This is a genomic window from Streptomyces sp. NPDC006365, from assembly GCF_042870755.1.
Classification (GTDB): domain Bacteria; phylum Actinomycetota; class Actinomycetes; order Streptomycetales; family Streptomycetaceae; genus Streptomyces; species Streptomyces xiangluensis.
Genome location: NZ_JBIAHS010000011.1, coordinates 216,337 through 235,741, shown reverse-complemented (window position 1 = coordinate 235,741; position 19,405 = coordinate 216,337). Strand labels below are relative to the sequence as shown.

Annotated in this window: 14 protein-coding genes; 12 read left to right on the top strand and 2 right to left on the bottom strand. The window is 68.7% G+C overall.

The genetic code is table 11. The features are described from left to right. Window positions 1-19 precede the first annotated feature (19 nt). Complete coding sequence (locus tag ACFYO0_RS28355; protein WP_388681532.1) at window positions 20-307, bottom strand: hypothetical protein; 288 nt, start codon at window positions 305-307, stop codon at window positions 20-22. A 381-nt stretch (window positions 308-688) separates the two neighbouring features. Here ACFYO0_RS28355 and ACFYO0_RS28350 point away from each other — a divergent pair, with 381 nt between their 5' ends. The 8 genes from ACFYO0_RS28350 (at window position 689) to ACFYO0_RS28315 (ending at window position 12,470) form a co-directional block, all read left to right on the top strand. Continuing rightward, window positions 689-3,007, top strand: a complete 2,319-nt coding sequence (locus ACFYO0_RS28350) for an ABC transporter family substrate-binding protein (protein WP_388681529.1) — start codon at window positions 689-691, stop codon at window positions 3,005-3,007. Between the two features lie 252 nt (window positions 3,008-3,259). Next, window positions 3,260-5,167 (top strand): translational GTPase TypA, encoded by a 1,908-nt coding sequence (gene typA, locus ACFYO0_RS28345; protein ID WP_388681526.1) that lies wholly within the window; start codon window positions 3,260-3,262, stop codon window positions 5,165-5,167. A gap of 429 nt (window positions 5,168-5,596) precedes the next feature. Continuing rightward, window positions 5,597-6,634 carry an ABC transporter permease gene (locus tag ACFYO0_RS28340; protein WP_388681523.1) on the top strand — a complete coding sequence of 346 codons (1,038 nt, stop codon included), beginning with the start codon at window positions 5,597-5,599 and terminating at the stop codon, window positions 6,632-6,634. 104 nt (window positions 6,635-6,738) lie between these two features. Next, window positions 6,739-8,535, top strand: a complete 1,797-nt coding sequence (locus ACFYO0_RS28335; protein WP_388681520.1) for an ABC transporter substrate-binding protein — start codon at window positions 6,739-6,741, stop codon at window positions 8,533-8,535. A 108-nt stretch (window positions 8,536-8,643) separates the two neighbouring features. Continuing rightward, window positions 8,644-9,621, top strand: coding sequence for an ABC transporter permease (locus ACFYO0_RS28330; protein WP_388681518.1), 978 nt, complete (start codon window positions 8,644-8,646; stop codon window positions 9,619-9,621). 10 nt (window positions 9,622-9,631) lie between these two features. Next, window positions 9,632-10,693 (top strand): ABC transporter ATP-binding protein, encoded by a 1,062-nt coding sequence (locus ACFYO0_RS28325; protein ID WP_388681515.1) that lies wholly within the window; start codon window positions 9,632-9,634, stop codon window positions 10,691-10,693. 13 nt (window positions 10,694-10,706) lie between these two features. Beyond that, window positions 10,707-11,843, top strand: coding sequence for an ABC transporter ATP-binding protein (locus ACFYO0_RS28320; RefSeq protein ID WP_388681513.1), 1,137 nt, complete (start codon window positions 10,707-10,709; stop codon window positions 11,841-11,843). A gap of 240 nt (window positions 11,844-12,083) precedes the next feature. After that, entirely contained in the window at window positions 12,084-12,470 is a 387-nt protein-coding gene (locus ACFYO0_RS28315) for a VOC family protein (RefSeq protein ID WP_388681510.1), read from the top strand. 149 nt (window positions 12,471-12,619) lie between these two features. Here the strand turns inward: ACFYO0_RS28315 and ACFYO0_RS28310 are convergent, their stop codons facing one another. After that, window positions 12,620-14,740 (bottom strand): prolyl oligopeptidase family serine peptidase, encoded by a 2,121-nt coding sequence (locus tag ACFYO0_RS28310; protein WP_388681507.1) that lies wholly within the window; start codon window positions 14,738-14,740, stop codon window positions 12,620-12,622. Window positions 14,741-14,895: 155 nt separating this feature from the next. Between ACFYO0_RS28310 and ACFYO0_RS28305 the strand changes: the two genes are divergently transcribed. From ACFYO0_RS28305 to ACFYO0_RS28290, 4 genes are all read left to right on the top strand, one after another. Continuing rightward, window positions 14,896-15,090 (top strand): hypothetical protein, encoded by a 195-nt coding sequence (locus tag ACFYO0_RS28305; protein WP_388681505.1) that lies wholly within the window; start codon window positions 14,896-14,898, stop codon window positions 15,088-15,090. A gap of 149 nt (window positions 15,091-15,239) precedes the next feature. Then, complete coding sequence (gene mshB / locus ACFYO0_RS28300) at window positions 15,240-16,154, top strand: N-acetyl-1-D-myo-inositol-2-amino-2-deoxy-alpha-D-glucopyranoside deacetylase (RefSeq protein ID WP_388681503.1); 915 nt, start codon at window positions 15,240-15,242, stop codon at window positions 16,152-16,154. Further along, window positions 16,154-16,594 (top strand): DUF6113 family protein, encoded by a 441-nt coding sequence (locus ACFYO0_RS28295; protein ID WP_388681501.1) that lies wholly within the window; start codon window positions 16,154-16,156, stop codon window positions 16,592-16,594. The genes mshB and ACFYO0_RS28295 overlap by 1 nt, the downstream gene beginning before the upstream one ends. A 166-nt stretch (window positions 16,595-16,760) precedes the next feature. After that, window positions 16,761-19,403, top strand: coding sequence for a hypothetical protein (locus ACFYO0_RS28290; RefSeq protein ID WP_388681499.1), 2,643 nt, complete (start codon window positions 16,761-16,763; stop codon window positions 19,401-19,403). Window positions 19,404-19,405 lie beyond the last annotated feature (2 nt).

Below are 19,405 nucleotides of genomic sequence, written 5' to 3'. Positions count from 1 at the left end.
GGGGTGGACTCCAGTCGGATCAGGGTGCGTGCCGGTCGCGGGCGCCGAGACCCTCGTCGTCCGAGTCCGTCCACAGAGTGCTGTCGTACGGGGTGTCGGGGATGGACACGAGGTCGGGACGCCGCGGTGCCTTGAGGCCGGGGGCGGCCTCGCGCAGCAGCGCCACGCTCTCGCGCAGGTGGTCGGCGTCGGTGCGCACACGGCGCATCTCCAGACCGCCACCGATCTGCTGTTCCAGGCGCCCCACGGACCGGTACAGGTCGTCGAGAGCGCGCTGGACTGTTGTCAGGTCGTCTTGCACGGACATGACTTGCCCTCACTTCCGCGGACCCTGCGGCCCAAGGCGGCAACGTTCATGCGCCTGCGAGTGTCGCGCGTCACATCGGCCCCTGTGAAGGGATCTGCACGGATTAACCGATCGTGTCGCGCATTCACGCCACACGCGCGCCCCCGCTGTCGGCAGTGCGCCCTTTGCTAGGCCGCATGGGTGAGCTTTCGCTCACCCCTCGCCGTGGCGCCGCTCCGACTCGGGGGCTTGCCCCTTCAGTAGGGCAATAGATCTGATCAACTCCATAATACGGCCAAACGTGATCTAACTCACCAAACGCGACATTCCGCGTGTTCAGCCCAAGTGACTCAGCCCGTGTGTTCAGCCCACGTGATCAGAACCGCCCCGGAGGTATCAGTCATGTCCCACCACGGCGTCGGACCGCGCGCATCCATGCGCTCGGTCGCGTTCCTCACGGCGGGCGTGCTCGCGGTGACCTCCCTCGCCGCGTGCAGCGAGGAGGACCCGGCCTCCCGGCCCCTCGCCGGGCAGGACATCGCTCCCGCGGAGCGTGACCGGATCGCCGACGGCGGCACCGTGCGCTGGGCCGTGGACACCGTCCCGGCGACCCTCAACACCTTCCAGGCCGACGCCGACGCGACCACCTCACGCGTGGCCGGCGCTGTCCTGCCCTCGATGTACCGGCTCGACGAGAAGGGCAGGCCCGAGCGTAACCCCGACTACCTGGAGTCCGCGGAGATCGTCGAGCGCGAGCCCAAGCAGGTCGTGCTCTACAAGCTCAACCAGCAGGCCGTCTGGAGCGACGGCCGCGAGATCGGCGCCGCCGACTTCGCCGCCCAGTGGCGCGCCCTGTCCGGCAAGGACACCGCGTACTGGACGGCCCGCAACGCCGGCTACGAACGCATCGAGAAGATCGAGCGCGGCGACGACGACCTCGAGGTACGGGTCACCTTCAACAAGCCGTATGCGGACTGGCGGTCGCTGTTCTCGCCGCTGTACCCGAAGGACGTGATGGGCACCCCGGACACCTTCAACGACGGCGCCCGCCGCAAGCTGAAGGTCACCGCCGGTCCCTTCAAGATCGACAAGGTCGATCGCAAGGCCGGCGACGTCAGGCTGAAGCGCAACCCGCGCTGGTGGGGCCACCAGCCCAAACTCTCCGAGCTGGTCCTGCGCGCCGTACCGCGCAACAAACGCGCCGCCGCGCTCGCCGCCGGCCGGCTCGACCTCGCCGAGATCGACGCCTCCGCGGCGCGGCGCATCACAGCCGCCGCCGGCGCCAAGGGATCCGCCGGGGCACCCTTCGCCCACGGCCCCGGCACCGAACTCACGCCCGCCCGGGCACTGCGCTCCTGGGCGATCGCGAACGGCTCCGACGAGGAGGCGGCCGACGAGGAGGTCACCGCCCGCGAGCAGCGGAGCAAGGAGATCGCGAAGTACCGCGAGGAGCAGTCGGCCTTGCGCCGCTTCGCGGTCCGCAAGTCCCTCGAACCCGTCTACACACAGCTCGCCCTCAACGGCGCCGAGGGCCCGCTCGCCGACGAGCGCGTCCGCCGCGCCGTGGCCCGCGCGCTCGACCGCGACGAACTCGCCAGGGTCGTACTCCAGCCTCTCGGCCTGCCCGCCGAACCCGTCGGCAGCCATCTCGCCCTCGCCGGTCAGGCCGCGTACGCCGACAGCAGCGGCGCCCTCGGTGAGCAGGACACCGAGGAGGCCCAGGCGCTGCTCTCGGACGCTGGCTGGAAACGGGGCGGGCCCCTCAAGGAAAAGAAGGGGGAGAAGGAGAAAGCGGCGAAGGGGGCGGGCAGCGAGGCCTCCGAGAACTCCGAGAACTCCGAGAAGTCGGACGACGACACGTACATCGTGGGCGAGGACAACAAACCCGGTGCGGCGTACGACCCGGCCTCCGGCGAGGCGTCGTACGGCGAGGGTTCCGGCGACGACAGCAAGCCCGCCGACCACGGCACCTCCGCCGTGCTCGCGCCCGCGCCCATCGCCCAGCTGCGCACGGCGCTCCTCGACCAGGCCTCCGCGCAGGCCGAGGAGGCCGACGAGGAGCAGGAGGAGCAGGAGCTGGCGCAGGAGGGGAAGCTCAAGCGCGGCGGGGCGCCAGGAGCCTACGCGCCGAAGGGCACCGCCGCCCCCGCGGGGGCCGCGGCCGGTCCGCTCGCCAAGGACGGCGAGGCCCTGTCGCTGCGCTTCGTGCTCCCGTCAGGGCCCGGCACGGAGTCGCTGCGGGCGGTCGGTGAGCGCATCGCGCGGATGCTGGCCGACATCGGCATCCGTACGGAGATCTCCAAGGTCTCCGACGCGAGCTACTTCAAGGACCACATCGCCTCGGGCCAGTACGACCTGGCGCTCTACTCCTGGCCCGCGTCCGCCTTCCCCGCCACGGACGCCCGCCCCATCTACGCCAAGCCGGTGCCCGCCGCGGACGGCTCCCTCAACGTCGAGCAGAACTTCACCCGCGTCGGCACCGACCAGGTCGACCACCTCTTCGACCAGGCCGTCGCCGAACTGGACGAGAAGGAGTCCCGCTCCCTGGTCCGCAAGGCCGACGCCCGGATCTGGGCCGCCGCCGGCTCGATCCCCCTCTACCAGCGCCCGCAGCTCGTAGCGGCCCGCCCGAACCTGGTCAACGCGGGCGCGTTCGGCTTCGAGACACCGGTGTACGAGGACATGGGCTACCTGAAGAAGGGCATGAAGCGAACGTCGTGACCTTGGCGCGCCCCTGAAGGAGGCCGCAGGCCTTTCTTCAGGGGCGCGGGGCTGTGACATATGCGACTCCGCCGCGTGGGCGCGACCAGCCCCAACGGACCTGCGCCGTGGGCACAGGCAGAACCCGTCGAGCCCCAGCGGCCGGCGGCCCCGTACCATGGGGTAAGGCCGTGGCATGTTCCGCCCGGCAGGGCCCGCGTAACGCAGATGTACGCGTCGGCCGTTCACTCACCCCGGGAGAAGCGCCTCACTATGGCCACGCGCCACGACATTCGTAACGTCGCCATCGTCGCCCACGTCGACCACGGCAAGACCACTCTGGTCGACGCCATGCTCAAGCAGGCCGGTTCCTTCGCCGCGCATGCCGCTGAGTCGCTCGACGACCGCATGATGGACTCGAACGACCTGGAGCGTGAGAAGGGCATCACGATCCTCGCCAAGAACACGGCGGTGAAGTACCACCCGAAGGATGGCGGCGACGTCATCACCATCAACATCATCGACACCCCCGGCCACGCCGACTTCGGCGGTGAGGTCGAGCGCGGTCTGTCGATGGTCGACGCGGTGGTCCTGCTCGTCGACGCCTCCGAGGGCCCGCTCCCGCAGACCCGCTTCGTGCTGCGCAAGGCCCTCCAGGCGCGGCTGCCCGTCATCCTGTGCATCAACAAGACGGACCGCCCGGACTCCCGTATCGACGAGGTGGTGAACGAGGCGTACGACCTCTTCCTGGACCTCGACGCCGACGAGGACCAGATCGAGTTCCCCATCGTCTACGCGTGTGCGCGGGACGGAGTGGCCTCGCTGACCAAGCCGGAGGACGGCACCGTCCCGGCCGACAGCGACAGCCTGGAGCCGTTCTTCTCCACGATCCTGGCGCACGTCCCGGCCCCGACGTACGACGAGGAGGCCCCCCTCCAGGCGCACGTCACCAACCTGGACGCCGACAACTTCCTCGGCCGCATCGCGCTGCTCCGCGTCGAGCAGGGCGAGCTGCGCAAGGGCCAGACGGTCGCCTGGATCAAGCGCGACGGCACCGTCGCCGGCGTACGCATCAGCGAGCTGATGATGACCGAGGCGCTCACCCGCAAGCCCGCCGAGAAGGCCGGCCCCGGGGACATCTGCGCTGTCGCCGGTATCCCCGACATCATGATCGGTGAGACCCTCGCGGACCCCGAGAACCCCGTCGCGCTGCCGCTCATCACGGTCGACGAGCCGGCGATCTCGATGACGATCGGTACGAACACCTCGCCGCTGGTCGGCCGCGGTGGCACCGGCAAGGGCGCGGACGCCAAGGCGGCCGTCAAGGACCGTAAGGTCACGGCGCGTCAGGTGAAGGACCGTCTGGACCGTGAGCTGGTCGGCAATGTCTCCCTGCGGGTGCTGGACACCGAGCGCCCGGACGCCTGGGAGGTCCAGGGCCGAGGTGAGCTCGCGCTCGCGATCCTCGTCGAGACCATGCGCCGGGAGGGCTACGAGCTGACGGTCGGCAAGCCGCAGGTCGTCACCAAGGACGTCGACGGCAAGGTGCACGAGCCGGTCGAGCGCATGACGATCGACGTGCCCGAGGAGCACATGGGCGCGGTCACACAGCTCATGGGTGTCCGCAAGGGCCGGATGGACAACATGTCCAACCACGGCTCCGGTTGGGTGCGGCTGGAGTTCGTCGTGCCGTCCCGCGGTCTCATCGGGTTCCGTACGGAGTTCCTGACGAGCACGCGCGGCACGGGCATCGCGCACTCCATCCACGAGGGCCACGAGCCGTGGTTCGGCGCTCTCCAGACCCGTAACAACGGTTCACTGGTCGCCGACCGCTCCGGCGCCGTCACCGCGTTCGCGATGACGAACCTTCAGGAGCGCGGCGTGCTCTTCGTGGAGCCGGGCACCGAGGTGTACGAGGGCATGATCGTCGGCGAGAACTCGCGCGCCGACGACATGGACGTGAACATCACCAAGGAGAAGAAGCTCACCAACATGCGGTCCTCCACGGCCGATGTGACGGAGTCGATCGTCCCGCCGCGCAAGCTCTCCCTGGAACAGTCGCTGGAGTTCTGCCGCGACGACGAGTGCGTCGAGGTCACTCCGGAGTCCGTTCGCATCCGCAAGGTGAAGCTGGACGGCCGCGAGCGCGCCCGCGCCGCGAGCCGCGCCAAGCACGGCTGACGCTCCTTCACCGAGGGTTCATCTCAAGCCCGTTGACCCGGTTCTCCGCTGAGAGGAGGGCCGGGTTTTCGGTGCGCCTTCAGGCTCCGTGCGGAGGGGCGTGGGGGACGTGGTGGCGCGTTCTCATGGGGTTCGCTGTCCGTGCGCTGTCAGCGACGTTCGACTATCGGAGAGCGAGCGATCAAGTTTCGGACATGTAAACAGAAAACGCTCCCCGTATGTCCGTTATGGGAAAATTCCATCTCACCTGTCAAGCGCGATCAGGTGTCAGTCTTTGCAATTTTTGCTCAAAATATGGACGGTAGGGAGATCCCTATGTCTTCCGGGCTTGACGCGCGTTGATTCCCTTGGCGAAAGTTCCCCCAAACCACAGAACCTGCCGGTATCTGTGCTGCGCTCAACTTTCCGTCCCCCGGGGGAAGAACACACATGACAAGTCCAACCAAGGCCGAGGGCTCAGGCCCGTCGGTCGCCTTGGACCCTGAGCTGGCGGCGACCACCGAAGTTGCCAAGCCCAAGAAGCTTGAGGGCCGTTCCCCCGGCCAACTGATGTGGCAGCGGTTCAAGCGTGACCGTACAGGGATGGTCTCCGCCGGTGTAGTGATTTTCTTCTTCGTCGTCTCCGCACTGGCGCCGGTGATCTCCAAGCTGTACGGCAAGGACCCGTACACGCTGTACGCGCAGGAGCCGGAATATCCGTTCCTGCTCGACGACTTCGCGATGCCCAGCGGGTCGTTCGGCGGTGTCTCGGGCGATTTCTGGCTCGGTGTCCAGCCTCAGCTGGGCCGCGACGTGTTCACGATGCTGCTGTACGGCATCCGCAACTCCCTCTACATGGCCGTGGTGCTGACGCTCCTGTGCGTTGTCGCAGGCGTCCTCATCGGCCTGGTCGGCGGCTACTTCGGCGGCAAGGTCGACTACTGGCTGGGCCGGGTCACGGACTTCTTCCTGTCGTTCCCCAACCAGCTGTTCTTCATCGCCTTCATGCCCGTCGTCACCGCGATGTTCGTCTCCCCGACGGATGAGACCCCCACCTACCTGCGGGTGGTCGCGATCATCCTGGTGATGTGGTTCCTCGGCTGGATGCCCATGGCCAGGCTCGTCCGAGGCTCCGTGGTCTCACTGCGTGAGCGCGAGTTCATCGAGGCGGCCAAGGTCTCCGGCGCCTCGCGGTGGCGGATCGTCCGCAAGGAGGTCCTGCCGAACGTCGTCACCCCGATCCTGGTGCAGGCCACATACACGCTGCCCAGCTCCATCCTGAACATCGCGTTCCTCTCATTCGTCGGGGTCGGCCTCGTCGAGCCGACTCCTGACTGGGGCCGGATGTTCAGCATCGGTGCCGAGAACTACGAACAGAACCCGTCGTTCCTGCTCTTCTCGGGTGGGGCGCTGGTGATCTTCATTCTGGCCTTCAACCTCCTCGGTGACTCCGTCCGTGACGCGTTCGACCCGAAGACCGGACGGTGAAAACGTCCACGAGCCGGGGGGTGGCTGCCGCCCCCGACGCCGGGCAACCGGATGGCCAGGCAGCACTTCTGGATAACGACCGACAGGTAGGTGCATAAAGCATCATGAAGCCCATCCGATCGCGCTCTGTGAGAGCCATTGCCGCCATTGCGGTGGCCGGCTCGCTCGCGCTCACCGGCTGCTCCAGCGACAGCGGCAATGAATCCAAGGACCGGGCGAAGACCCAGGACGACGCGGCGACGCAGCAGAAGCCCGTCCAGTACGCCGACGCCGCGGCCTCCAACGGCCCCGCGGCGGAGGTGGCGGGCGCCAAGTCCGGCGGCACGATCAACGTCTACATGCAGTCGGACCTGTCCCACATGGACCCGGGTCAGATCTACGTGAGTGACGCGGGCCAGTTCGCCAACCTCGTGCACCGCGGTCTGACGAACTTCCAGGAGGACAAGAACGGCAACCTGACGGTCGTCGGCGACATCGCCACCGACTCGGGTCAGTCGTCCGACGGCGGCAAGACCTGGACGTACAAGCTCAAGTCGGGCGTCAAGGACGAGGACGGCAACGTCATCACGTCCAAGGACGTCCGCCACACCATCGAGCGCCAGTACTCGGAGGTCATCTTCGACGGCCCGACGTACGTCCAGACCTGGCTCTCCGGTGCCGACTACCGCAAGGACCTGCCGGACGGTCCGTACAAGGGCAAGCACCTGCCGGACTCCGTCCTGGAGACCCCGGACGACGAGACGGTGGTCTTCCACTTCAACCAGCCGCGTCCCGACCTGCCGCAGGCGCTCGCCATGGCCGGTTACGCCATCGTGCCCGAGAAGCAGGACACGAAGGAGAAGTACGACAAGGCTCCGGCAGCGCTCGGCCCGTACAAGATCTCCGAGTACAAGGCCGGCAAGTCCCTGAAGCTGGTCAAGAACACCCAGTGGGACCCGAAGACCGACTCGGTCCGGCACCAGTACGTCGACGGCTACAACTTCACCACGACGATCGACCAGGCCAGCCAGACCAAGCGGCTGATCGCCGACCAGGGTGAGGCCAAGAACGCGATCCAGTGGACCGACCCGGTGGACACGGCGCAGATCCAGGACGTCGTCTCCGACGCGGCGGTCAACAAGCGCACGGTCAAGGGCTACCAGCCCTACGTCTGGCAGATGAGCTTCAACCTTGACAAGATCAAGGACAAGAAGATCCGCGACGCCATCACCTACGCGATCCCGGCCCAGGCCATGGTCCAGGCCGACGGCGGCCGGTACGGCGGTGAGATCGCCGGTGGTCTGTTCGCCCCGACCCTGCCGGGCTTCGACGCGAAGTACGACCCGTACGGCAAGCTCAAGAAGCCCAACGGCGACCTCGCGAAGGCCAAGGAGCTGATCAAGGAGGCGGGCGTCAAGGAGGGCACCAAGCTCACCTACGCGTACTCCAACAGCCCGCGCGGCCAGGCGCAGCAGGTCATCATCGTGGACGCGCTGGAGAAGCTCGGCTACGACGTCCAGGCCAAGGAGATCGACCGGGCCACCTTCTACGAGCAGATCGGCAAGCTCAAGAACCCGTACGACCTCTACATGACCGGCTGGGGCCAGGACTGGCCGTCCCAGTCCACGGTCGTGACCCCGGTCTACGACGGCACGCAGATCGCCGACGGTGCGCCGAACTACTCGCACATCAACGACCCGCAGGTCAACAAGCTGATCGAGGAAGCTCTGAAGCTGGAGCCGGCCGAGGCCGCCGCGAAGTGGGAGCAGGCGCACAAGCGCATCCTCGAGGAGATCAACCCGGCTGCCCCGGTGTACTACTCGAAGACCATCCAGCTCTTCGGGTCGAACATCGGCGGTGCGACGTACAGCACCGAGTCGAGCTACATCGACATCAACAATGTGTTCCTGAAGCAGCCGTAACCAAGCGCCACGGCTGATCCGTGGGGGTGCGCGCCAGGCGGAGCGCACCCCCACGGGCACCCATCCCCCTCACCGCACCGCCGCTTCCGAAGAGAGCAGCCGCCCGCCATGCTTCAGTTCCTCATCCGCAGGTCGATCGGCGCGGTCGTGATCATGTTCCTGATCGCCGCGTTCACGTTCTTCTTGTTCTACGCAGTTCCCCAGGACTTCGCCGCCCTTTCCTGCGGCAAGAACTGCTCGCCGGAGAACCTCGCTGTCATCCGGGAGAACCTCGGTCTGGACAAGCCCATCACCGCGCAGTTCTGGGACTTCATGATCGGCATCGTGGCCGGCCGCGACTTCGCTGTCGGGCACTGCTCGGCCCCCTGCCTGGGTGTCTCCTTCAAGACCGGCGACTTCGTCTGGGAGTCCCTCATGGACCGGTTCCCGCTGACGCTGTCGCTGACCATCGGCGGGCTCGTCATCTTCCTGCTGTTCGGGCTCGGCACCGGCATGCTCGCCGCCTGGAAGCGCGGCACCGTGGTCGACAAGCTCGCCAGCGGCGCGTCCATCGTGCTCAGCTCGTTCCAGATCTACCTGCTCGGCCCGATCGTGCTCGGCATCTTCGTCTACTCGACGGGCTGGATGGAGAACCCCAAGTACGTGCCGTTCACCGAGAACCCGGGCGCCTGGTTCATCGGACTGCTCATCCCCTGGGTCGTGATGGCCACGATCTTCACCGCCCAGTACACCCGTATGACCCGCTCGACCATGATCGAGCAACTGCAGGAGGAGCATGTCCGCACCGCGAGAGCGAAGGGCATGTCCCAGAAGTACGTGTTCTTCCGCTACGCCTGGCGCGGTTCACTGATCCCGATCGTCACCATCCTCGGCCTGGACCTCAGCTCACTCCTCGCGGGTGGTGTGGTCACCGAGTTCACCTTCGACCTGGCGGGCATCGGACGGCTCGCGGTGGAGTCGTCGTTGACCAAGGATCTGCCGCTGACGATGGGGGCCATGCTGTTCGGAGCCTTCTTCATCCTGATCCTGAACATCCTCGTGGACATCGCCTACGCGTTCATCGACCCGCGCGTGCGCCTCAGCTAGGAGAACGACCGTGACCACACTGACCAAGGTCGAAGACGCCCCGAACCCGACCGGGTCGGACGCCTTCCTCTCGGTCCGGGATCTGCGGGTGCAGTTCTCCACCGAGGACGGCGTCGTCAAGGCGGTCGACGGCCTCTCCTTCGACGTCGAGCGCGGCAAGACCCTGGGCATCGTCGGCGAGTCGGGCTCCGGCAAGTCCGTCACCAACCTGACGATCCTCGGGCTGCACAGCCCCAAGACCACCACCGTCGAGGGCGAGATCGTCCTGGACGGCAAGGAGCTGATCACCGCCTCCGAGAAGGAGATGGAGAAGCTCCGCGGCAACAAGGCCGCGATGATCTTCCAGGACCCGCTGACCGCGCTCTCGCCGTACTACACGGTGGGCCGCCAGCTGTCCGAGCCGTTCATGAAGCACACCGGAGCCTCCAAGAAGGAGGCGAAGGCCCGGGCGATCGAGATGCTCGACAAGGTCGGCATCCCGCAGCCCCAGACGCGCTTCCACGACTACCCGCACCAGTTTTCCGGCGGTATGCGCCAGCGCGCGATGATCGCCATGGCGCTGATGTGCGACCCCGACCTGCTGATCGCCGACGAGCCGACCACCGCGCTCGATGTGACCGTGCAGGCCCAGATCCTGGACCTGTTGCGGGACCTCCAGCAGGAGTTCGGCTCCGCGATCATCTTCATCACCCATGACCTGGGCGTCATTTCGCACATGGCCGACGACCTGCTGGTGATGTACGCGGGCCGGGCCGTGGAGCGGGGCAGCACCCGCGAGGTGCTCAGGCAGCCCCAGCATCCGTACACTTGGGGCCTGTTGAGCTCGATGCCGAGGCTCGGCGGCAACCTGAACGAGGCGCTCACCCCGATCCCGGGGTCGCCGCCCTCTCTCCTCACCCCGCCGTCCGGCTGCCCCTTCCACCCGCGGTGTGCCTTCCAGGAGACGGTCGGCAACCGCTGTGTGGACGAACGGCCGTCACTGGCCGACGATGCCCGTGCCGCGGCCTGCCACCTCACGGCGGAGCAGAAGCAGACCATCTTCATCGACCAGATCCAGCCCCGGCTGCGCTAGGGAGAACCGAGACATGAGCGACAACCTCACCCTCCCCGCACCGCAGGACTCGACCGGTACCTCGGCCGAGACGCTCCTCAGCGTCGAGGGCCTGACCAAGCACTTCCCGATCTACGGCGGCTTCCCGATCAAACGAAAGGTCGGCGCCGTCCAGGCCGTCGACAGCATCGACCTGAGCGTCGGGGTCGGCGAAAGTGTCGGCCTGGTCGGCGAGTCGGGCTGCGGCAAGTCGACAACGGGCCGGCTGATCACGCGGCTTCTGGAGCCCACCGGCGGCAAGATCACATACGCGGGCCAGGACATCACGCACGCTTCTCGCAAGCAGCTCGCACCCGTACGGTCCGAGATCCAGATGATCTTCCAGGACCCGTACTCCTCGCTGAACCCGCGGCAGACCGTCGGCACGATCATCAAGTCGCCGATGGAGGTCAACGGCATCAACCCGGAGGGTGGCAGGGAGAAGCGCGTACGCGAACTCCTGGAGCTCGTCGGCCTCAACCCCGAGCACTACAACCGCTTCCCGCACGAGTTCTCCGGCGGTCAGCGCCAGCGCATCGGCGTGGCCCGCGCCCTGGCCCTGCAACCGAAGCTGATCGTCGCGGACGAGCCGGTGTCGGCCCTGGACGTGTCGATCCAGGCGCAGGTCGTCAACCTGCTGCAGAAGGTCCAGGAAGAGATGGGCATCGCCTTCCTCTTCATCGCCCACGACCTCGCCATCGTGCGCCACTTCTCGCAGCGCGTGGCGGTGATGTACCTCGGCAAGGTGGTGGAGGTCGGCGACCGTGACTCGATCTACAACCGCCCCCGGCACCCTTACACCCATGCCCTCCTCTCGGCGGTCCCCGAGGTGGCCACCGAGGAGTCCGAGGACCGCGAGCGCATCCGCCTCGCCGGCGACGTACCCTCCCCGATCCACCCCCCGTCCGGCTGCCGCTTCCGCACACGCTGCTGGAAGGCGCAGGACAAGTGCGCCAGCGAGGAGCCCCCGCTGATCCAGCTCTCCGGCAACCGCGGCGGCCACCTGACGGCCTGCCACTTCCCGGAGGAGCCGACCACGGAGGCGCGGGACGAGGACGTGGTGATGGACCCGGCGCTGAAGGCGCTGGAGCAGGATGTGGCCGAGGTGAACGCGAAGGTCACGAAGGGCTGACCCAAGTATCCGCGGAAATGTGACAGTTCCTGGGGCGACTGTCACATTCGCGCAGCCCACACCCTCGCAACCGTCATTGCCACCACGCTCAGGGTCCTGTGTGCCTTCCTCCGCGGCGTCAAGGGCGCGACTCTCCGCCAGGGGACACAGGAAAGCGGATGACTCGGCGCAGCCGAGTTGCCTACGCTGCGGTGCCCGCGCGCTGAAGCCGCGGTCCAACGAGTCGTGTGGAGACATCAGTTGCCCCTGAGCATCAGGCACATCACCTTTGACTGCACCGGAGACCCGTACGAGCTGGGCCTGTTCTGGAGCAGCCTCTTGGGACGCCCGCTGGCCGACGACGACAAGCCCGGCGACCCGGAGGCCTTCATCGCGGACCCCGCCGGCGGGCCCACGCTGCTCTTCGTACGGGTCGAGGAGGGGAAGGCGGCCAAGAACCGGCTCCACCTGGATCTGCAGCCGAAGGGGCTGACCCGTGCCGAGGAGGTTGAGCGGGCACTCGCGCTGGGCGCGAGACTGCTCGACGACCGTACGCGGCCCGACGGCGGCGGGTGGGTCGTGCTGGCCGATCCCGAGGGCAACGAATTCTGTGTGGAGCGCGAAGCGTCCACCGATGAGTCGGCATAGCGGCACAAATGCACATCAACTGCGTTAACACGTAAGCAACTTCGCTGACCCGATACCGATATACGGACGCGTCAAGCTCGACAGCGTACGGCCGTGCGGGTGCCGTAGACCGGCCGGGGCGCGCCATGTCTCCCCGGCCGGTCGCATGCTCAGGGCACGTTCAGGGTCCGCTTCAGGAAGTCGACCTGGAGCAGCAGCAGGTTCTCGGCCACCTGTTCCTGCGGGGTCATGTGCGTGACTCCGGAGAGGGGCAGGACCTCGTGGGGGCGGCCTGCGGACAGTAGGGCGGAGGACAGGCGCAGGCTGTGGGCCACCACTACGTTGTCGTCGGCCAGGCCGTGGATGATCATCATGGGGCGGGCCGGCTCGGTGGCGTTCACCAGGCCGTTGTCGTCGATCAGGGAGTTCGCGGCGTAGACCTCGGGCTGCCGGTTCGGGTCGCCCAGGTAGCGCTCCGTGTAGTGGGTGTCGTACAGGCGCTGGTCGGTGACCGGGGCGCCCACGACGGCCGTGTGGAAGACGTCGGGGCGGCGCAGCACCGCGAGGCCCGCCAGATAGCCGCCGAACGACCAGCCACGGATGGCGACCCGGTTCAGGTCCAGTGGGAAGCGCTCGGCGAGCGCCTGGAGCGCGTGGATCTGGTCGTCCACGACGATCGCGGCCATGTCGTCCTTGATCGCCTTCTCCCAGGCGGGTGAGCGCCCCGGCATCCCGCGCCCGTCCGCGACGATCACCGCGAAGCCCTGGTCGGCGAACCACTGCGAAGTGAGGTACGGGTTGTGCGCCGCCAGCACCCGCTGTCCGTGCGGGCCGCCGTACGGGTCCATCAGGACCGGCAGCGGACCGCCGGTGTGGCCCGTGGGGAGCACGACGGCGCACGGCACACGGCGCTCGCCCGCCTCCATGAGCGTCACGCGCGGGCTCAGTGCGGGGTCTTCGGCGTACGAGGCCACAGTCGCCGCCGCCTTGCCCTCGCGAAGCACCCGCACCTGGGCGCCCGGCCGGTCGGGTACTGCCGAGACGAGCACCGTTACAGGGCCGGAGCGCACCGCCGAGTGCACCCCGGGCTCCTGCGAAAGCCGTTCCACGCCAAGGTCGTTGACCCGGTAGACGTGGACCTCACCGGTCTCCGGAGTGGCCGCCGCCTCGCCTGCCGACGCGGACACCAGCACATCGTCGTCAGAGACGTCGAGCACCGCCCGTACGTGCAACTGCGGTCCCGTCAGAGGGCGTTCACCCACCGCGAGCACCCGTGCCCCGCCCTCGTCGGCGATCCGCACGAGCTGTCCACGGGGACTCCAGCACGGCACGCCGGGGAAAAGATCCAGCCATTGTGGATCTTCGTCCGCGTGCACCATCCGGGTCGCTCCGGTCTCGGGATCCACGGCCAGATAGAGCTGGCTCCTCTGGTCCCGCGCCTGTACGAGCAGGAGCGGCGCCCCGGCCGCCGACCAGTGCACTCGTGCCAGATAGGGGTAGCGCGCCCGGTCCCACACGACCTCCGTGCGCGCCCCGTCGAGCCCGAACACGAAGAGGCGTACGTCCGCGTTGTCGGTTCCGGCCGCCGGGTACGCGACCTCCTGCGGAGTCCGCTCCGGCCGTGCGGGGTCGGCGATCCACCAGCGGCGTACGGGCGCGTCGTCGGCCCGCGCGACCAGCAGCAGGTCCGAGTCGGGTGACCACCAGAAGCCGCGCGAACGGCCCATCTCCTCCGCCGCGATGAACTCGGCCAGGCCGTACGTGACCGTCTCCGACTCGGGCTCCGCGAGTGCCCGGTCGCCCTCACCCTCGGCGCCGGTCACCCGCAGGGCGCCCCCGGTGACGTACGCCACGAGCCGTCCGTCGGGGGACGGGCGCGGGTCCAGCACGGGGCCGGGAACGGGCAGTTCACGTGCCGTACCGGCCCGCAGCTCGGCTGTGAAAAGCCGCCCGGACAACGCGAAGGACGCCAGCTCCACCGCCCTGTCGGTGGCATAGCCGACGATGCCCTCGCTGCCCTCCCGGCTGCGCTCCCGGCGTGCTCTCTCCTCGGCCGACAGCCTCTCGGCGGCGCCGCCGAGCAGCGCCTGCGGGTCGGCGGCGACGCGTTCCTCTTCTTTCTCGTCCACATCGAGGACCCACAGCAGATTCGCCCGGTCCGTACCCGAGCGGGACCGCAGGAACACGACCCGGGAACCGTCGGGCGCCACGGTGAAGGCGCGGGGTGCGCCGAGCGTGAAGCGCAGGGTGCGTGCCTGCCGGCGCGGAAAGGAGAGAGGCTCGGTGGTCATGCCCCGACCATATTGGCCATGCGCCCCCTTGTGCGGCCGTGCGCCGATCGATGCGCACGGATGGATAGTTATGATCAATGGCGCTGCCTGGGTATGAACCTGCTGGCTGCCGTACTGACCAAACGTGTCCCCGGGAACCTTGGAGGTGAACCGCCGTGGCACTCTCGATTTCGGCGGTGGTGCTGCTGGCGATCATCGTCTTCCTGCTGGTCAAGAAATCAGGACTGAAGGGCGGGCACGCGGTCGTCTGCATCCTGCTCGGCTTCTACCTGGCCAGCTCGACGATCGCGCCCACGATCAGTGAGCTGACGACGAACATCGCGGGGATGATCGGGGACATCAAGTTCTGAGGCGTGCCTCATGGGCGGCGCCTCATAGGCATGCGCCGGGTCCGTGGGCGGGCGGGGCCGGGGGAGCCCCGTAGGGACTGACGCCCGGGAAGTCTCGTACGGACGGGGCTCAGGGAGCCGCGTACCGGCGGGGCTCATAGGGTGGGCCCATGACGGAACTGCCCGGCCGCCGACTGCTCCTGGTGCACGCGCACCCGGACGACGAGTCGATCAACAACGGCGCGACCATGGCCCGGTACGCGGCCGAGGGCGCCCACGTCACCCTGGTGACCTGCACACTGGGCGAGCGGGGCGAGGTCATCCCGCCCGAGCTCGCCCATCTGACGGGCGAGGCCCTCGGCAGCCACCGCCGCACGGAACTCGCGGCGGCGATGGACGCGCTCGGCGTGCACGACTTCCGCTCCCTCGGCGGCCCCGGCCGCCACCAGGACTCCGGGATGATGGGCCTGGCCGACAACGACGACCCCCGCTGCTTCTGGCAGGCGGACCTCGACGAGGCCGCCGCGGAACTCGTCGGGGTGATCCGCGAAGTACGCCCCCAAGTGCTGGTCACCTACGACCCTGACGGGGGTTACGGCCACCCCGACCACATCCAGGCCCACCGGGTCGCGATGCGCGCCGCGGACCTGGCCGCCGAGCGGGACTTCCGCCCGGACCTGGGCACACCGTGGACGATCCCGAAGATCTACTGGAACCGCGTACCGCGCTCCGTGGCCGAAGAGGCCTTCGCGCGTCTCAAGGACGTACTGGACGAACTGCCCTTCCCCGCCTCCGCCGCCGTCGACGACGTGCCGGGCGTGGTGGCCGACAACCTGATCACGACGGAGATCGACGGCACGGCACACGCCGCCGCCAAGGCCGCGGCGATGCGGGCGCACGCCACGCAGATCGAGGTCGTCGAGCCGTGGTTCGCGCTGTCGAACCAGCTCGCGCAGCCGATTTTTCTCATGGAGTACTACGAGTTGGTGCGCGGTGAACGGGGTGGTGCACGTTCCGGGGCGCCGGAGACAGACCTGTTTGCGGGGATTGCAGGGATTTCGGGGACTTCTGAGGTGAGTGCGTGATGAGTACGGCGAACAGATCAAGTGCCAGTAGCGCCGGTACGGGGAGCATGCTCGCCCAGCCGTTGGGGCCGCCGTCGGGGGGAAGGATCGCCGCCTGGCTGGGGCTGTTTGTGCTGGGTGCCGTGGTCGGGGCGGCCGGGGCACTGGTCCAGTCGGGCTGGTTCCCGGGCGGGTTGCTGCTCGCTCTCGCGGGTGCGGCCGGGCTCTTCCTGGGCGGAGCGCGGGCGCTCGGCAGCCGGGCCGGGGCGGTGGCACCCGCGGCCGGATGGATGGTCGCCGTCATCCTGCTCACAGCCAGCCGCCCGGAAGGCGACTTCCTCTTCGCCGCGGGAGCCGGGTCCTACCTCTTCCTGCTCGGTGGGATGGCTGTGGCTGTGATGTGCGCCACCCTTGGTGGGGGGCGGCAACCATCCGGCTCTGCCGCCCGACTTGGCAAGTGACGTACTACTTCGCCGCAGAACGCGCGTGGGGGTCCAGTGTGGGTTTCCTCAGCGGTCGCCGGATAAGCACCAGAGGTGGCCAGTATGGTGGTGCGCGCCGCCGAGCCGCCCGAAACGAGGTTGAGGTCGAGTACACGGGCGGCGGAGCCAATCGGGAGAACCTGCCTTGAGTCGTGAAACTGACAGTTCGTCCTCCGGGCCCAACGGGCGCGGCGGAACCGCCTACCCGTCGGGTACGCCGCCGTACGGGACCCCCACGGGTTCCGAAGACGGTGCTGACGCGGGGCGTTCCGCTGGTGAACGGCCGGAGGAAATCAAGACCGAGACCACGCTGACGACGCGGATCCGGATCAACATCCCTGGATCGAGGCCCATTCCGCCGGTCGTCGTGCGGACGCCCGTCGGGGACTCGGAGAGTTCCGGCAGCGGTTCGACGAGTGCGACCGGTGCCAACGGGTCGGCCGGCTCGGCCGGACCGGCGTCGGCCGCGGCCGAGCCGGGGCCGAGCGCTTCCTCGGGTGCGCCCAAGTCCCCGGATCCCGCGCCCTCTTCCGGTTCCGGTTCCGGTGCCGCCGCCGAGGAGAAGACGAGCGACTGGTTCGCTCCTCGTAAGTCCGGTGCGCCCAAGGGCGGTCAGGGCGGTGGCTCGACCAACGGGGCGGGTGTCTCCGGCGGTTCGGCTGGTACGGGCACGGGTGCCGCCGCAGGCACGGGTACTGCCGGTTCTCGTCCCGGGGGCGCCGGTGCGCGTCCTGGTGGAGCGCCTCGGCCCGGTTCCGGTGGTGCCGGCGCGAACGGTACGAATGGTGCGGGGCTGCCCGGCGCGGGCGGCACCAGTGCCGTGGCGCCGGGGCATGGTGGCGGCACCGGGTCCTTCGACGTTTCCGGTGTGCTGGCGGCGGGGCCGCTGGGGGCCGGTAGCGGGGGTGGTCCCGGGAACGCGAACGGGGCCAACGGTGGTGGCGCCGGTGACGATGCGTCGCGGCGCGATGATCTTCCGTTCTTCTCCGAAGGGGGCCGGGGCGCCCAGGGCGGTCCTGGTGGTCCGGGCGGTCCTTCGGGGCCGACCGGCGGACCGGCCACGGGAGACGGGCCCATGGCGGCGCCTGGCGGTGCAGGGCGGCCGCGGGGCCAGGGAGGCCCTGACAGTTTCGGGGGCCCTGGTGGGGTCGGTGGGCCGGGAGGTCTGGGCATCCATGGTGCTTCCGGTGGACCGGGTGCTCCTGGCGGGCCTGGCGGATCCGGCGCTCCGGCCGGTGGCCCTGGTGGTCCCGGGGGTCCGGGTGGTCCTGGATCCCTGGGTGGTCCGAACCGTGCGGGTGGCCCGAATGCTCCGGGCCGTCCCGGCGGATCCGGTGCCCCGGCCGCTGACCCAGGTCGTCCCGGGGGTCCGATCGGTCCTGGAGGCGCCGGTGGATCCGGTGCTCCGGCCGGTGGCCCAGGTGGTCCCGGGGGTCCGGGTGGCCCTGGTTCCCTGAGTGGTCCGAACGGGCCCGGCGGCCCGCGCGGATCCGGCGTCTCGGTCGGTGGGCCGGGTGGCCCCGGTTCCCCGAGTGGTCCGAACGTGCCCGGCGGATCCGGCGCCCCAGCAAGTGGCCCCGGCGGCCCAGGTCGTCCCGGCGGTGGGATGAGTGACGACACCGCGATCCTCACCCCGCAGAAGCCCGTGCCCGAACCGCCCGGTTACGGCGGCGGGCCCGGGGAGAACGTCTCCGGGCACACCCTGACCAGCGGCATTCCCGTCGTACCGTCGCACCAGAACCCGTTCGGACCCGGTGCGCCCTCCGACGGCCCGCTGCCGCACCAGTCCCCGAAGCTGCCCGAGCCGGTCTCGCCGACCGTGCCCGCGGCCTCGAAGCCGAAGAAGAAGGGGCGGAACAAGCTGGTGCTCCTGGGGGCCGGCGTGGTGGGCGTTGCCGGTATCGCGTACGGCGCCGGACTGCTCATGAACAGCTCCGACGTGCCCAAGGGCACCACCGTGATGGGTGTCGACATCGGCGGCGGCACCCGTGACGAGGCCGTCAAGAAGATGGACGACGCCTTCGGGAAAAATGTGGAGCAGGCGCTGAAGCTGTCCGTCGACGGCGAAACGGTCTCGCTCCAGCCGGAACAGGCGGGCCTCCAGTTCGACAGCCAGTCCACGGTGCGTGCCGCGGCGGGCAGCGACTACAACCCCGTGTCGGTGATCGGTTCGCTGTTCGGCGGCGAGCGCGTCGTCGAACCCGAGATGCCCGTCGACGAGGAGAAGCTGCGGGCCGCTCTGGCGCGCGCCGCGGGCGGCGCCGGAACGGCGACCGAGGGCACGATCAAGTTCGAGTCGGGCAAGGCCGTCCCCGTGTACGGCAAGCCGGGCAAGTCCATCGCCATCGACCAGTCGATGAAGGCCGTCGAGGAGGCGTACCGCACGCAGGTGGAGACCGGCAAGCCGGGCGCCGTTCAGGTTCCGACCACGACGAAGGAGCCGACGATCACGAAGGCCGAAGTCGACCGGAAAATGAAGGAGTTCGCGGAGCCGGCGATGTCCGAGCTCGTCACCGTTCAGGCCGACGCGGCAAACAGCATCCAGTTCGGACCCGTTTCACTGCCGAAGATTCTCGGTTTCAAGGCCGTCAACGGCAAGCTTGTGGAGACGTACGACCTCGAGGCGCTCAAGGAGGCGTACGGCACCACCTTCGACGGCGTGCAGATCGAGGGCGCGAGTGGGAAACGCAAAGTCCTGCCGCAGGACGTCGTCTCCGCGCTGGGCAAGGCGCTGCGCGGCAAGACGCCCGAGGAGCGCATCGGAGTCATCGAGACCAACCCGAGCTGACC

Coding starts and splice junctions, on each gene's coding strand:
- ACFYO0_RS28355 (WP_388681532.1), bottom strand. CDS start 307: ATGTCCGTGCAAGACGACCTGACAACAGTCCAGCGCGCTCTCGACGAC.
- ACFYO0_RS28350 (WP_388681529.1), top strand. CDS start 689: ATGTCCCACCACGGCGTCGGACCGCGCGCATCCATGCGCTCGGTCGCG.
- typA (WP_388681526.1), top strand. CDS start 3,260: ATGGCCACGCGCCACGACATTCGTAACGTCGCCATCGTCGCCCACGTC.
- ACFYO0_RS28340 (WP_388681523.1), top strand. CDS start 5,597: ATGACAAGTCCAACCAAGGCCGAGGGCTCAGGCCCGTCGGTCGCCTTG.
- ACFYO0_RS28335 (WP_388681520.1), top strand. CDS start 6,739: ATGAAGCCCATCCGATCGCGCTCTGTGAGAGCCATTGCCGCCATTGCG.
- ACFYO0_RS28330 (WP_388681518.1), top strand. CDS start 8,644: ATGCTTCAGTTCCTCATCCGCAGGTCGATCGGCGCGGTCGTGATCATG.
- ACFYO0_RS28320 (WP_388681513.1), top strand. CDS start 10,707: ATGAGCGACAACCTCACCCTCCCCGCACCGCAGGACTCGACCGGTACC.
- ACFYO0_RS28310 (WP_388681507.1), bottom strand. CDS start 14,740: ATGACCACCGAGCCTCTCTCCTTTCCGCGCCGGCAGGCACGCACCCTG.
- mshB (WP_388681503.1), top strand. CDS start 15,240: ATGACGGAACTGCCCGGCCGCCGACTGCTCCTGGTGCACGCGCACCCG.
- ACFYO0_RS28295 (WP_388681501.1), top strand. CDS start 16,154: ATGAGTACGGCGAACAGATCAAGTGCCAGTAGCGCCGGTACGGGGAGC.